Origin of the sequence: Ralstonia sp. UNC404CL21Col (genome assembly GCF_000620465.1) — a bacterium.
GTDB lineage: Bacteria > Pseudomonadota > Gammaproteobacteria > Burkholderiales > Burkholderiaceae > Ralstonia > Ralstonia flatus.
In genome coordinates this window covers 411,530-425,963 of record NZ_JIBE01000003.1, presented here as the reverse complement: position 1 = coordinate 425,963, position 14,434 = coordinate 411,530, and the positions used below count along the sequence as shown (strand labels likewise).

Sequence of the window (14,434 nt, the reverse complement as noted above, 5' to 3'; positions counted from 1 at the left end):
AACGCTGATATGGACTGGTTGGCTTTATTGACGTTGCTGGGCGTGGCCGTGGTGGTCGCGCTGTGCGTGCTGATCTGGCGCGGCGTGTCTCGTCCGGCCCAGAGCGATGTATCGCCGATGCTCGCGGCGCTGCAAGACGAGCTCATGCGGGAACTCACGCGCGGCAACGAACGCATCGAACGCGAACTGCGCGGCGAAATCGCCGAGACGGCGCGCATCGGCCGCAGCGACGTCACGCAACAACTGGGGCAATTCCAGCAGGTGCTGGCCACGCAGCTCACCAGCGTCGCCACGCTGCAGAACAACCAGATCGACACGTTCGCGCAGCAGCTCACCAAGCTGACCGAGACGAACACACAGCAGCTCGAGGCCGTGCGTCAGAACCTGCAGCAGCAAGCCCAGCAGGCACGCGAAGAGCAGGGCAACGCGCTGCGTCGATTTGGCGAGACGATGCAGCAGCAGCTCGCCCAACTGGGCGAGGGCAACGAGCGCCGTCTGGCCGAGGTACGCGCCACGCTGGAGCAGAAGCTCAAGGACATCGAGGCGAACAACGCGACCAAGCTCGACGAGATGCGCCGCACCGTCGACGAAAAGCTGCACGCCACGCTGGAGCAGCGCCTGGGCGAATCGTTCAAGCTGGTGTCGGATCGGCTTGAACAGGTGCATCGCGGCCTGGGCGAAATGCAGGCGCTGGCCCAAGGCGTGGGCGACCTGAAGAAGGTGCTGACCAACGTGAAGACGCGCGGCACCTGGGGCGAAGTCCAGCTCGAGATGCTGCTGGAGCAGATGCTGACGCCCGAGCAGTACGACAAGAACGTCGAGACCGTGCACGGTACGGGTGCGCGCGTGGAATTTGCCATCCGCCTGCCCGGCAAGACCGATGCCGATCACGATGCCGCCGTCTGGCTGCCGATCGATGCCAAGTTCCCGAAAGAGCAGTACGAGCGCCTACTCGACGCGCAGGAACGTGCCGATGCCGAAGCCGCTGCCAGCGCGAGCCGCGAGCTGGAAGTCGCGGTGCGCAAGGAGGCGCAGACCATCCACGAGAAGTACATCGCGCCGCCGGCTACGACCGACTTCGCCATCCTGTTTCTGCCGACGGAAGGTCTTTACGCTGAAGTGCTGCGCCGCCCGGGCCTGACGGATGAACTGCAGCGCAAGTTCCGCGTGACGGTGGCGGGCCCGACCACGCTCACCGCGATCCTCAACAGTCTGCAGATGGGCTTCCGAACGCTGGCGCTGGAAAAGCGCTCCAGCGAAGTCTGGCAAGTGCTCGGTGCCGTGAAGAGCGAGTTCGGGAAGTTTGGCGACGTGCTGGCCGCGACGAAGAAAACGCTGGAGCGCGCCGTCAGCAACATCGAGCAGGCCGAAGTGCGTACGCGACAGATGAATCGCAAGCTCAAGGCCGTGGAGGCGTTGCCGAGCGATTCTGCGCAGAGCGTGCTGGGGCTGGAGACCGCCGTGCCGCCGGACGAGGAAATCGAGGCCGATTAAGACCGGTCTGACCGGGCCATCAGCAAAAGAAAAGGGGCGGATATTCCGCCCCTTCTTTGTGGACCTCGGAAGCGATCAGGCTTCTTCCGGCACGTCGCGCAGCAGAATCTCGATGCCGCCAAAGCGCTCGGCGACCCAGTTGTAGGCATGGCAGGCGAGCCACAGCGCGCCAAAACCGACCAAAGCATTGAGAATCAGGCCGCTGAGCACGACGATCGTCGGCAGTTCACCGTAGCGGACAAAGCCGACGAAGAAGAACAGCCCCACGACCGGCAGCGAGAAACAGAGATACACCAGTACCAGCGCGCGGGCGGTATGGGCCGGGTGAAGATACGCAATCTCCTTGGTCATCATGGCAGTGCTCAGGCTCAAATCCGAAACAATCAAACTGGCGCAGAGTGTAGCGAATCGACCGGTGCGCCGATACCCGCAGCCCGGAGGTGACGCAAAAAACCGACAGCATGCGGTGTTGCTGTCGGCACAAAAGCCGCTGTCGCCACGCCGCCTAGACGAGACCGTCAAATAGCAGGACCTGCACGCTGTCGCCGGCGTTGACCTGGCCCTGTTCGTGGGCGAGCACGACGAAGCAATTTGCTTCGCTCATGGAACGCAGCACGCCGGAGCCCTGCTGGCCGGTCAGGCGGACTTCGAGCTGGCCGCGATCGTTCAGGGCCGCGATTGCACGCTGATATTCCGTGCGCCCGGGCCGCTTGCGGATGGGGGCGGCGCTCACGGCCGGCACCAGCGGGGCGCCGGCGTCGGCGTCGGCGGCGCCCATCATGCGCAGCAGCGCGCCACGCACGAAGTGATAGAACGTCACCATCACCGCTACCGGGTTCCCGGGCAAGCCAAAGAGGAACGCGCTGTGGCCATTTGACGCGATGCGTCCGAACGCCATCGGGCGGCCCGGGCGCATGGCGATCTTCCAGAACGTCACGTCGCCGAGCTTGGCCATCATCTGTTTGGTGAAGTCCGCTTCGCCGACGGAGACCCCGCCCGAAGTGATGATCGCATCGGCGTTTTCGGCGGCGGTGCGGAAGGCGGCTTCGAGGGCGGTCGGGTCGTCGCGCACGACGCCCATGTCGAGCAGTTCCACACCCAGGCGCGAAAGCATGCCGTGCAGCGTGTAGCGGTTGGAGTCGTACACGCAACCGGCGTCGAGCGGTTCACCAATGGAGCGAAGCTCGTCGCCGGTGGAGAAGAATGCCACGCGCAGCTTGCGGCGCACCGACACCTCGGCGATGCCGAGCGAGGCCAGCAGACCGATATCGGCCGGGCGCAGTGTTCGGCCGGCGGACAGTGCGGCGCTGCCACGCGCGAGGTCTTCGCCGCGCAGACGGCGGTTGTCGCCGGCGCGCACGGCATCGCGGGCAAAGCGGACGGTGTTGGCATCGCCTTGCGTGAATTCTTGCGGGATGACCGTATCGCAGCCCGCCGGCATGACGGCGCCGGTCATGACGCGCACGGCTTCGCCCGCGCCGGGCGCGCCGTCAAAGGCGACACCCGCGTATGCCGTGCCGATCACGCGCAAGGAGACTTCGCTTGCGTCGCCGGCCAGTTCCGCGCTGGCAAAGGCGAAGCCGTCCATCGCCGAGTTGTCGTGCGAAGGCACGTCGATGGACGACAGCACGTCTTCAGCGAGCACGCGGTCCAGCGCGCTGCGAATGGGCACGCGGGCAACGCCCGTCACGGGCTGCACGAAGTCGCGCATGATGGCTTGCGCTTGCGCAACGGGCAGGGCATTCGGATCGTAATCGGACAGACACGAAACGACGGAGGCGAGGGTGGTCATGACGTCGATGAGGGATCGGTGGCGTTGGCGCTCTAGCGGCGCTCGGCCAGCTGGTGCAGTTCTTCCAGCGTGTTGATGTTGGCGAAGGCGGCGCTGTCGTCGAACACGACGTCGATCGTCGGATGGCGCGCCGTCCAGCTTTCGATCTTGCGGCCCCCGCCTTGCAGATAGACGATCAGGTCATCGGCCAGCAGCGCATCGATCAGACAGAAGACCGGCTGCACCTGCCGGCGCGGTACCCCTTGCGCATCCGGCTCCATCGTCACCGGCATGGCGATGCGCGCATTGCCTTCTTCCATTGCCTGCGAGAGCTTGGCGGCCAGGTCGGTCGGCACGAAAGGCGAATCGCACGGCGCGGTCAGCAGGTAACGCGTCTGGCATTGCTCCAGCCCGGCCAGGATGCCCGCCAAGGGGCCGGCAAAGTCCGGCACCGAATCCGCCACCACCGGCACGCCAAACGATTCGTACGCAGCGAGGTTGCGATTGGCGTTGATCAGCATGTGGCCCACCTGCGGCGACAGGCGCATCAGCGTGTGCATCGCCATCGGCGCGCCGCGAAACGTCTGCAGGCCCTTGTCGACGCCGCCCATGCGGCTGCCCCGGCCGCCGGCCAGGATCAGGCCGGTGATGTCGGATGTCGGAATCATGTCGTTGAACGCTGGCGGATTCACCCGCCGATGTAGGACATTTCGATGCGCCGGCCGGCCGGTTGGGCCTTGCCGCTCGCACGCAATTCGGAATAGCGGTCGGCGCGGCCCTGCCAGACAGAGCGGATCGCGTTGGAGAGTTCCAGATCGGTCGCGCCGCCGCGCAATAGCGCGCGCAGGTCGAAGCCTTCTGTGGCGAACAGGCAGAGGTACAGCTTGCCTTCGGTCGACAATCGCGCGCGGGTGCAATCGTGGCAGAACGCCTGGGTCACGCTGGAGATCACCCCCACCTCGCCGGCGCCGTCGACATAGCGCCAGCGCTCGGCCGTTTCGCCGCTGTAATTTGCCGACGCCGGCTCGAGCACAAACTCGGACGAAAGACGCTTGATCACTTCGGCCGACGGCACGACGGAACGCATGTCCCAATGGTTGGTCGTGCCCACATCCATGTATTCGATAAAGCGCACGATGATGCCGCTGCCGCGGAAGTGGCGCGCCATCGGCACGATCTGGTCTTCGTTGTCGCCTTTCTTGACGACCATGTTGACCTTTAGCGGCGCCAGGCCCACGTTCTGCGCGACTTCGATGCCGTGCAGCACCTCGCTCACGGCGAAGTCGACATCGTTCATGCGGCGGAAGGTCGCATCATCGATGCCATCGAGGCTCACCGTCACGCGGCTCAGGCCCGCGTCTTTGAGCGATTGCGCCTTGCGGGCGAGCAGGGCGCCGTTGGTCGTCAGCGTGAGGTCCAGCGGCTTGCCTTCCGCGGTGGTGAGGCGCGCGAGCATTTCGACCAGACGCTCGATGTCTTTGCGCAGCAGCGGCTCGCCGCCGGTCAGGCGAATCTTCTCGACGCCGTGCTCGATGAACAGCCGCGCCATGCGCTCGATCTCTTCGAACGACAGCAACTCGGAATGCCGCAGGAAGCGGTAATCCTTGTCGAACACGTCCTTCGGCATGCAGTAGACGCAGCGGAAGTTGCAGCGGTCCGTCACGGAGATACGCAGATCGTGCAGCCGGCGGCCGCGCGTATCCGTCAGCCTGCCCTCTGCAGGGACGAGCACATTGGGCACGGTGGGCACCGTGGCGCGATGGTGCTGGCCATCACGCAGATCGTAGAGGGGGATGACGGTTTCAGTCATGGTGTGGTGCGGCGCGTCAATCCACAGGACAGGGCGATCGCGCTCGATACAAGGACGAGTGTAGCGCAGCCCCTGTTTGATGCGGGGAGCACAGTTCAGCCCCTGCGTGTCCCGCACAGGAAAAAGGGCGGCCGAAGCCGCCCCTCAGGCAAGGCATCGGGGCGGGTGTGGGTTACCCGCCGCCGATGTGATGCTTATTGCTGGTCTGCGCCACCCGCCGGGCGATTGGTTTCGACCAGGATCATCGGGCCGTGCTGGATCGGCGGCAGCGGCTTGCGCTCGCGTGGCACGCGCGGGGCTGCGACAGTCCGTGCAGCTTCTTCCTGCGATGCACGCAGCTTCTGGCTGTCAGTGTGGACCCACGTCATGCCGGCGTTGTCGAGCACGCTCTGCAGCGTCTCGATCGGCAGCGGCGAAGCCTGGGCAATCGTGCTGACCGGGGCCGGCACTTCGGCAAAGGCCGTCACGATGGCTTCTTGAGGCGCCGCCACTGCCACTGTCGCTTCCGGCGCGGGCGCTGCGGTAGCCGTTGCCAGCGCGGGCTCCGTCGGCTGTACTTGCGGTAGGGCCGACACAGGCGCCACGGCTTCTGCGGCATGCACGGGCTCGTGTACCACCGGAGCCGGGTTCTCAACCGGGGCAAACGACGTCGTCTGCACAGGTTCCGTCACGGTTGCCGGCAGCACCGGCTCGGCATGCATTTCGGCGACGGCTTCGTCTGCGGTTTCAGCGCTTTCGTTTTCGCCTTCACCTTCGGCACGGACGCCTTCCGCGCCCTCGCGGTCACGGCGATAGCGGTTACGGCCACGACGACCACGGCGACGGCGCTCTTCACCTTCACCGTTGCCTTCCGCGCCGGGCGTCACGCCTTCGCCCGCGATGCCTTCTGCCGGAGCAGCGGTGTCGAGCAGCGGTTGCGACACTTGCGACGCAGCGGTCTGATCGATCAGCGCTTCGGCTGCCACGGCTGCGGCTTCCTTGGCCTGTTGATCGCGTTCGCCACGGTTTTCGCGCGGCTCACGGCTTTCACGTGGTTCACGCGGCTCGCGACCCTCGCGGGCTTCACGGCCCTCACGCGGTTGGCGCTCGCGACGTTCCTGATTGCGCTCGCGGCGACCTTGGCCCTGATTCTGGCCCTCGGCGCGCACATCCTGACCCTGTTGCGGCTGACGGGCTTCAGCCGTCTCGCGAACAGCACCCTCGACCTGCGCCGGCTGGCGGTTGCGATCACGGTTGCCGCGCTGACCGTCACGTTGACCTTCGCGCTGGCCCTGTTGCTGACCTTCGCGGGCCTCGTTGCGCTCACGGCCCTGGCGGTTGCCATCACGGCCGTTCTGGCCCTGGCCTTGACCTTGGCGCTCGCCACGTTCGCCGCGCTGGCCACGGCCACCACGGTCCTGACGATTGCCGCGGCCTTGGCGGTTGCCTTCTTCAGCACGTTGCTTCGGTGTTTCCACCGGCGCAGCCACCACCGGTTCGGCCGGTTTGGCGCCAAACAGCGATTTCAGCCACGAAACAAAACCACCCTGGGCAGGCACCGGAGCCGGCGCCTGCGGTGCGGGAGCGGCTTCGGCACGCGCCGGACGCTCGGCGCGCGGCACCGACACGGGCGCCGGTTGGTCCGGCGTGATGCCCTTGACGGCGGCTTCCTGGCGCGGCTTGGCGGCTTCCTTGCGCGTGCTGTACGCGGTGTCGGCTTCCAGTTCCTTGGCGGCCTCTTCGGCCATCTTGTAGCTGGCCTTGTCGTCGTCCAGACGCGGATCGTCGTGGCGCAGGCGCTCCAGCTTGTAGTGCGGCGTCTCCAGATGCTTGTTCGGGATCAACAGCACATTGACCTTGAAGCGCGTCTCGATCAGGTTGATGTCCGGGCGCTTCTCGTTGAGCAGGAACGCGGCCACTTCCACCGGCACCTGGCAGTGGATCGCGGCGGTGTTTTCCTTCATCGCCTCTTCCTGGATGATGCGCAGCACCTGCAGGGCGGACGATTCGGTATCGCGGATGTGACCCGTGCCGTTACAGCGCGGGCAAGTGACGTGCGAGCCTTCCGACAGCGACGGGCGCAGGCGCTGGCGCGACAGTTCCATCAGGCCGAAGCGGCTGATCTTGCCCATCTGAACGCGGGCGCGGTCGTGGCGCAGTGCGTCTTTCAGGCGGGTTTCGACGTCTTTCTGGGCCTTGCTCGACTCCATGTCGATGAAGTCGATCACGATCAGGCCGCCCAGGTCGCGCAGGCGGAGCTGGCGGGCGATTTCATCGGCGGCTTCGAGGTTGGTGCGGGCAGCGGTTTCCTCGATATCTGCGCCCTTGGTGGCGCGCGCCGAGTTCACGTCAATGGCGACGAGCGCCTCGGTGTGGTCGATCACGATGGCGCCGCCCGAGGGCAGCATCACCATGCGCGAATACGCCGATTCAATCTGGTGTTCGATCTGGAAGCGCGAGAACAGGGGAACGTCGTCGCGGTACTTCTTCACCCGATTCATGTTGTCGGGCATCACCACGCTCATGAAAGCGCGGGCCTGATCGTAGATATCGTCCGTATCGATCAGGATTTCGCCGATATCCGGCTGGAAGTAATCGCGAATCGCCCGGATCACCAGGCTGGATTCGAGATAGATCAGCAGCGGGGCCTTGTTGTCGACGGCGGCGCCGTCAACGGCCTTCCACAGCTGCATCAGGTAGTTCAAGTCCCACTGCAGCTCTTCAGCCGAGCGGCCGATGCCGGCGGTGCGGGCGATGATGCTCATGCCGTCCGGCACTTCCAGCTGCGCCATGGTTTCGCGCAGTTCCTGACGGTCTTCGCCCTCGATGCGGCGCGACACGCCGCCGCCACGCGGGTTGTTCGGCATCAGGACCAGGTAACGGCCAGCCAGCGAGATGAAGGTGGTCAGGGCCGCGCCCTTGTTGCCGCGCTCTTCCTTCTCGACCTGGACGATCAGCTCCTGGCCCTCGCGCAACGCATCCTGGATGCGCGCATTGCGCACGTCCACACCGTCCTTGAAATAGGCGCGGGCGACTTCCTTGAACGGGAGAAAACCGTGCCGCTCTTCGCCGTAATTGACGAAGCACGCTTCCAGCGACGGTTCGATGCGGGTGATGACACCCTTGTAGATATTGCCTTTGCGCTGTTCGCGCCCGGCGGTTTCGATGTCGATGTCGATCAGTTTCTGACCATCGACAATGGCGACGCGCAATTCTTCTTGCTGCGTCGCATTGAACAACATGCGTTTCATTGCAACCTCACTCCAATGCCGTGCAAGCACGGCGCTTCATGGAGCACGCAAAGGCGGAGCGGGTGGTCAACGAATTGCCGAAGTGTCGGCCAACAAAAAGGCGCGACGGGGCACGAGCGAAAGAAATGAGGGCATTCCACGCGTCATCATGGATGGCAGGGCGGAGTCCGCGGACGCGGTTGGCGTCCAGTTGCGCGTCCTGTCACTCGTGCCGCGGGCCCGTTGCATCTGCAGGCGGGCCGGCGGCGGCGAGTCGCGTGAAGCGACCACAAAGAGCGAATTGACGGACGGCCTGTCCGGACGAAACCCGCGGCGGGGCGAATCGGGCGGCGTGCTGCTTTTTAGAGTTTTGCCGCCGGACCGCCATGGCAACGCGGTAACCGGATATTCAGCCGGCCGGCACCAGTCTGGTGCGGCAAGGGCTTCTTTCACCAAGCGGGCGCCGTATGGATGAACCATGTGGCGCCCGCCTTTGAATTCTGTTCTACCAGCTGCTCGTTCCACGCTGGCCGACGTTGCCGACGTGATCTTTGGTTCACGTCTTGCGCGATGGGACAGCGGTGCGTGCTGCTTTCGTGCCGATGCATCCGGCCACGTGATTAGCTTTGTAACACAAGTGGGCGATTGATCGGCACGTTCCGGACCGAAACGGTGGCTGTGTACAATACCTGTTGTTTCGTTCCGACCGGCTGTTGCTGGCGCCTAAACGACTGTCCAGCGAGAAAATTATATTGAAAATGAATGAGTTACGCCATCCATTTGATGGCCGCATTCAACAGGCCGGACGTGGCACACTCGCCGATGCGCTCGACGGCAAGTCAGTCGCCTATGTTGAAATCGGTGAAGACGCCGAAGGGCAGCGCATCGACAATTTCCTGATGCGCGTGGCCAAGGGCGTGCCCAAAAGCCATATTTATCGCATCGTGCGTTCCGGCGAGGTGCGGGTCAACAAGGGCCGCATCGACGCGGAATACCGTCTGAAACTCGGTGATCTGGTGCGCATTCCGCCGCTGCGGATTGCCCAGCAGGCCGAAGCGCCGCGCGCGGTTCCGGCGGCAGAATTCACGATCCTTCACGAAGATACGCACCTTTTGGTGATCGATAAGCCCGCCGGGGTGGCCGTGCACGGCGGCTCGGGGGTGGCGTTCGGGGTGATTGAACAACTGCGCCAGTCGCGCCCGGAGGCCAAGTTCCTTGAACTGGTGCACCGCCTCGATCGCGAAACGTCGGGCGTGCTGCTGCTTGCCAAAAAGCGCTCTGCCCTGGTGGCGTTACACGAGCAGATTCGCGAAGGCCAATTGGACAAGCGGTACTTTGCGGCGGTAAAGGGCGTCTGGCCCCACAAGCGTCAACATATCAAGTCACCGCTGCACAAATACACCACACCGGAAGGCGAGCGCCGCGTACGCGTCCAGGCCGATGGGCAAGCGTCGCACACGATCTTCAATAAGGTCGGCGTGTTTGGCCCCTACACATTGCTGGAGGCCGAACTGAAGACGGGGCGCACGCACCAGATTCGGGTGCATTTGGCTCACGCCGGTTGTCCGATCCTGGGCGACGACAAATACGGCGATTTCGCCCTGAACAAAGCGCTGTCGCGCGCGAATGCTTCGCCGCGACTGGCGCGGATGTTCCTGCACGCCCATCGCCTGCAGCTGACGCATCCGCAAAGCGGCGAAATCGTCACGTTCACTGCGCCGTTGCCCGCAGAGTGCGCCGACTTCCTTAACGCTTTCCAGGGTCCCGATTCCGATGCCGCAGCAGCGCTTTGATCTGATCGTCTTCGATTGGGATGGCACGTTGATGGATTCGACGTCCGCCATCACCCGATCGATCCAACTTGCGTGCCGGGATCTCAATCTGCCAGTGCCTGACGACGCACGTGCCAGCCACGTGATCGGGCTCGGTTTGCGGGACGCGCTCGAATATGCCGTCCCGACGCTCGATCCGGCCGACTACGGCAAGCTTGCTGACCGGTACCGCTTCCATTACCTGAGCCGCGACGCGCATCTCGTGCTGTTTCCGGGGGTACGTGAAATGCTGGAAGCGCTGCGCCGCCAGAATTATCTGCTGGCTGTGGCAACGGGCAAGTCCCGCGTGGGCCTGCAACGTGCGATGGAAGCCACGAATCTGACGGGCGTGTTCGATAACACCCGCTGCGCCGATGAGACGTTCTCCAAGCCGCACCCTGCGATGCTGCTCGAACTAACGCGCGACCTCGGCATGGAAGTCGAGCGCACGCTGATGATCGGCGACACGACGCACGATCTGCAGATGGCAGCCAATGCTGGTGCCGCTGGCGTGGCCGTCACGTACGGTGCGCACCCGGCCGATGTGTTGGACTCGCTTGCGCCGCTGTATTCCGCCAAGTCCGTCCCCGATTTGCACGATTGGCTGACGCAGCATGCCTGACATGGTCGAACCCGTTCGTGTATGTGAAAGCTCGGCATTGGAAGACGGCGGCTTGGGTGTCCGGTTTCAGGTGGAGGTGCGGGGCCGCCTCGTCAGCGCGTTCGTCGTTCGCTACGCGGGCGAGGTCCATGGTTATCTGAACCAGTGCGCGCATGTGCCGATGGAAATGGACTGGCAAGAAGGCCAGTTTTTTGAAAGCTCGGGTCTGTATTTGATGTGCGCTACGCATGGCGCCATTTACGAGCCGGATACTGGCCGGTGCGTCGGCGGGCCGTGCCGAGGTTCGCATTTATCCAAGCTGGAGATTGCCGAGCGAGACGGGGCAGTCTGGTGGCAACCGGATGCGTTATTCCGGGCACCGGCTCCCGCGCCAGCGCCAACGCCGTGTGCCTAGTCGCGCAGTTCTTCATCTCGATCGTTTTTCTTGTCTATGACCGACTCGATTCCGCCGAAAGGCCCCGAAGACGCGCCCAACGAGGGTGCAGGCAAACCAGAAGCGCTAGAGGTTACCCAGCACGCGGATCATCCGCTCGAAGCTGAATTGCGCAACCCGGCAGCAGGCAAGCCCGCGTCAGCATCTGCACCAGCAGCATCTGCGCAGGCTGGCGGCTGGGAGCGTGAGGTACTCGAAAAGGTATTGATGGCGACCATCCGCGAGCAACGGGCAGCGCGCCGCTGGCGCATCTTTTTCCGCTTCGTGACGCTCGGCCTGATCGGGATCCTTATCTACGCGTTCGCCAGCCTGGAAGGCGAAACCGTCAGCACGGGCCGTCACACGGCCGTTGTCACGCTCGACGGCGAAATTGCGGCCAACACAAATGCCAGCGCGGAAAACATCAATGCGTCGTTGCAAGCCGCGTTTGCGGACGACAACACGGTCGGCGTGATCCTGAAGATCAATTCGCCGGGCGGCTCGCCGGTGCAGGCGGGCATGATCAATGATGAAATCCGCCGTCTGCGTGCCAAGTACAAGAAGATTCCGTTGTACGTGGTGGTGGAGGAGATGTGCGCGTCGGGCGGCTACTACGTGGCCGCGGCTGCAGACAAAATCTATGTCGACAAGGCCAGCATCGTGGGGTCGATCGGTGTGCTGATGGACGGTTTCGGCTTTACCGGTCTGATGGACAAGGTGGGTGTGGAGCGCCGCCTGCTCACAGCCGGTTCGAACAAGGGAATGCTCGATCCGTTTTCCCCCGTGTCGCCGCAGCAGAAGCAATACGCGCAGGAGATGCTGGACCAAGTGCACCAGCAGTTCATCGACGTGGTGAAGCAGGGGCGCGGCAACCGTCTGAAGGATGATCCGACGCTGTTCACCGGCCTGTTCTGGACGGGCGCCAAGGCTGTCGATCTTGGGCTGGCTGACGCGATTGGAAGTGCAGACTTTGTCGCGCGCAGCGTCATCAAGGCGCCGGACGTGGTCGACTACACCGTCAAGGAAAACTTCGCCTCGCGCGTGGCACGCAAGCTCGGCACGGCAATGGGCGCTGGCGCGGTGAAAGCGCTGGCCGCGACGGGCCAGCTCAAGCTCTTGATGAAGGAATAAGCGCGCTATCGCGCCAGCAGCGAGAAGATCGCCGGCCGCTTGTGCAGGTTCATGCGGTCGGCGCGCCAGTCGCTCACGGGCAGCGTAACAACCTGCTCGCTAGGCAGTGTCAGATCCACAGCAATCGACAGCAGCGTACTCGGCGCACAACCGGCCTGAATGGCCTCGAGCAACGCGCCATTGCGGTAGGGCGTTTCGATGAAGACCTGTGTTTGGGCCGCTGAGCGCGAAAGCTGTTCCAGTGCGCGCAGCTTGGTCTTGCGCTCTGCAGCATCGACCGGCAGATAGCCGTTGAACGCAAAGCTCTGGCCGTTCAGACCGGACGCCATCACCGCCAGCAGAATCGAACTCGGTCCCACCAGCGGTTTTACGCGCACGCCGCGTCGGTGCGCGAGACGCACGAGATTCGCGCCCGGATCGGCAACCGCCGGCACACCGGCTTCCGACATCAGCCCCGCGTCTTGCCCGGCAACCACGGGCGCCAGCAGCGCTTCCAGCTCCGATTCCGGCGTTTTGACGTTCAGTTCGCGAATGGTGATTTCCTGCAGCGGGCGTGCCAGCGGCGTCGTCTCGGCCAGCTTCTTGAGTAGCGCACGCGCCGTCTTGGCATGTTCGGCGACGAAATAGTCGAGCTGCGCGGTGATCTGTTGCACGCCGGCCGGAATCACGTCGGGCAGCGGGTCGGCCGCATCGCGCGAGCCTAGCGTATTGGGAATGAGGTAAAGCGTACCGGCCATGGTTCAGGCGAAGAGCGGGTAGTGGACGTTGCGCAGCATGCTGGTCAGGGCGATCAGCGGCAGACCCACCAGCGCGGTCGGGTCCGACGATTCCACGCGTTCGAGCAGGGCGATGCCGAGGCCTTCCGATTTGGCGCTTCCCGCAACGTCGTACGGGTGTTCCAGGTGCAGATAAGCGTCCAATTCCTCATCGGAAAGGTCGCGGAAGGTGGCCAGGGTGCGGATGTCTTCGCTCTGATGTTGCCCCGTCCGGCCGTCGTACAGACACAACGCAGAGTGAAATGTGACGGTGCGTCCACGCATCCAGTGCAGTTGCGCCAGTGCGCGGGCGTGGTCGCCCGGCTTGCCGACCTGCTTGCCATCAAGCGTCGCGACTTGATCGGAGCCGATGACGAGCGCGTCGGGGTAGTCTGCAGCCACCTTCTCCGCCTTCTGCCGGGCCAGGCGCAACGCGGTCTGGTCGGGTGACTCGTCTGGGGCGGGCGTCTCGTCAATGTTGGGTACCACGATCTCAAACGGCAGGCGCAGGCGTTCGAGCAATTCCCGCCGATATGGCGAGCTGGAGGCCAGAATGAGCGGCGGACGCGATGCAGAAGTCATAAGTGCTTGAAGATGCAGTGGATTTTGAGCAAAACCTTTTGACGCCAGAGGTTTAAGCCCGCTATAATCCCGCGTTTCGCGGTTTGGCCGCGCAGTGTCGCAAACCGGGCGCCCCGGCGCAAGGTGTGATGGCTGCAGGCGGTCGATCCGGTTCGCGCACCAACAGCAACGCGTTCAATAGGTTCGATTCGTGGATTTTCGTACATTCGATCTTTTCGCGTTCATTCGCGCGGGTGAGCCGGCAAGCGGTGCAGTCCTTCTGACCGACATGCCGCGCCTGCTGGCCGAGCAGGCCGCCGATGCCCCGGCTGACGCCGATACGCAGTTCCATTGGCGATTGCAGGGTCTGGTGCGCGAGGAGGCCTCCGTCGGTCAGTTGCCGCGTCAGCGTCTCTTCGTGGATCTGGAAGTGGATGGTGCGGTTTGGCTGCAATGCCAGCGATGCCTGAAGGCGTACGAGCAACCGCTGCCGGTGCGCACGCGCCTGGAAGTCATGCGTTCGGAAGCCGAGGCAGATGCCGCTCCGCTGGATGACGACGAGGCTGACGTCATCGTCGGCTCGCGCCACTTTGATCTGATCACGCAGATCGAAGACGAGCTGTTGCTGGCGCTGCCGGTGTCGCCGCGTCACGCCGTCTGCCCGGATGAGGTGTTGCCGGAAGAGGCTGAGGCTGAAAAGAAGCCATCACCGTTCGCGGTGCTGGCCAACCTGAAGACCAAACATTAGGCGTGCGCGAGTATTGCGCGCGCTGATGGCAGTACGTTTCACACGCCTACCGGAATGGCTACGCTCCGGCTCCGTGTGATGTGATAAAATCGATCAAATTGCTTAGGAGT

General features: G+C 64.0%; 13 protein-coding genes. 6 read left to right on the top strand and 7 right to left on the bottom strand.

The genetic code is table 11. The annotated features are described in order from the left end of the window. Positions 1-9 precede the first annotated feature (9 nt). Complete coding sequence (locus tag N511_RS0102045; protein WP_027677773.1) at positions 10-1,494, top strand: DNA recombination protein RmuC; 1,485 nt, start codon at positions 10-12, stop codon at positions 1,492-1,494. A gap of 75 nt (positions 1,495-1,569) precedes the next feature. Here N511_RS0102045 and N511_RS0102040 read toward each other — a convergent pair whose 3' ends face one another. The 5 genes from N511_RS0102040 to N511_RS0102020 form a co-directional block, all read right to left on the bottom strand. Beyond that, positions 1,570-1,848, bottom strand: a complete 279-nt coding sequence (locus tag N511_RS0102040) for a hypothetical protein (RefSeq protein ID WP_004635681.1) — start codon at positions 1,846-1,848, stop codon at positions 1,570-1,572. Positions 1,849-1,999: 151 nt separating this feature from the next. Then, positions 2,000-3,286, bottom strand: coding sequence for a molybdopterin molybdotransferase MoeA (gene moeA, locus N511_RS0102035; RefSeq protein ID WP_027677772.1), 1,287 nt, complete (start codon positions 3,284-3,286; stop codon positions 2,000-2,002). A 32-nt stretch (positions 3,287-3,318) separates the two neighbouring features. After that, positions 3,319-3,933 carry a molybdenum cofactor guanylyltransferase MobA gene (gene mobA, locus N511_RS0102030; protein ID WP_027677771.1) on the bottom strand — a complete coding sequence of 205 codons (615 nt, stop codon included), beginning with the start codon at positions 3,931-3,933 and terminating at the stop codon, positions 3,319-3,321. A gap of 20 nt (positions 3,934-3,953) precedes the next feature. Then, on the bottom strand, positions 3,954-5,075 hold the full coding sequence (gene moaA / locus N511_RS0102025) for a GTP 3',8-cyclase MoaA (protein WP_027677770.1): 1,122 nt from the start codon (positions 5,073-5,075) through the stop codon (positions 3,954-3,956). Positions 5,076-5,269: 194 nt separating this feature from the next. Then, positions 5,270-8,305 (bottom strand): Rne/Rng family ribonuclease, encoded by a 3,036-nt coding sequence (locus N511_RS0102020; RefSeq protein ID WP_027677769.1) that lies wholly within the window; start codon positions 8,303-8,305, stop codon positions 5,270-5,272. 737 nt (positions 8,306-9,042) lie between these two features. On the opposite strand from N511_RS0102020, the gene N511_RS0102015 reads away from it, so the two are divergent. From N511_RS0102015 to N511_RS0102000, 4 genes are read left to right on the top strand one after another with little or no spacing between them, the layout of a single operon-like run. Continuing rightward, positions 9,043-10,077, top strand: a complete 1,035-nt coding sequence (locus N511_RS0102015) for an RluA family pseudouridine synthase (RefSeq protein WP_027677768.1) — start codon at positions 9,043-9,045, stop codon at positions 10,075-10,077. Further along, positions 10,058-10,717, top strand: coding sequence for an HAD-IA family hydrolase (locus tag N511_RS0102010; RefSeq protein WP_027677767.1), 660 nt, complete (start codon positions 10,058-10,060; stop codon positions 10,715-10,717). Before N511_RS0102015 ends, N511_RS0102010 begins: the two co-directional genes overlap by 20 nt. Further along, positions 10,710-11,111 (top strand): Rieske (2Fe-2S) protein, encoded by a 402-nt coding sequence (locus N511_RS0102005; RefSeq protein WP_027677766.1) that lies wholly within the window; start codon positions 10,710-10,712, stop codon positions 11,109-11,111. Before N511_RS0102010 ends, N511_RS0102005 begins: the two co-directional genes overlap by 8 nt. A 36-nt stretch (positions 11,112-11,147) precedes the next feature. Continuing rightward, complete coding sequence (locus N511_RS0102000; protein WP_027677765.1) at positions 11,148-12,260, top strand: S49 family peptidase; 1,113 nt, start codon at positions 11,148-11,150, stop codon at positions 12,258-12,260. 5 nt (positions 12,261-12,265) lie between these two features. On the opposite strand, the gene N511_RS0101995 is transcribed toward N511_RS0102000, so the two are convergent. Then, positions 12,266-12,997, bottom strand: a complete 732-nt coding sequence (locus N511_RS0101995; RefSeq protein WP_027677764.1) for an SAM-dependent methyltransferase — start codon at positions 12,995-12,997, stop codon at positions 12,266-12,268. A 3-nt stretch (positions 12,998-13,000) separates the two neighbouring features. Beyond that, positions 13,001-13,597, bottom strand: a complete 597-nt coding sequence (locus tag N511_RS0101990; protein ID WP_027677763.1) for a Maf-like protein — start codon at positions 13,595-13,597, stop codon at positions 13,001-13,003. Between the two features lie 190 nt (positions 13,598-13,787). Between N511_RS0101990 and N511_RS0101985 the strand changes: the two genes are divergently transcribed. Continuing rightward, positions 13,788-14,324: a YceD family protein gene (locus N511_RS0101985; protein WP_027677762.1), complete on the top strand. Its 537-nt coding sequence runs from the start codon at positions 13,788-13,790 to the stop codon at positions 14,322-14,324. The last annotated feature ends 110 nt before the right edge of the window (positions 14,325-14,434 follow it).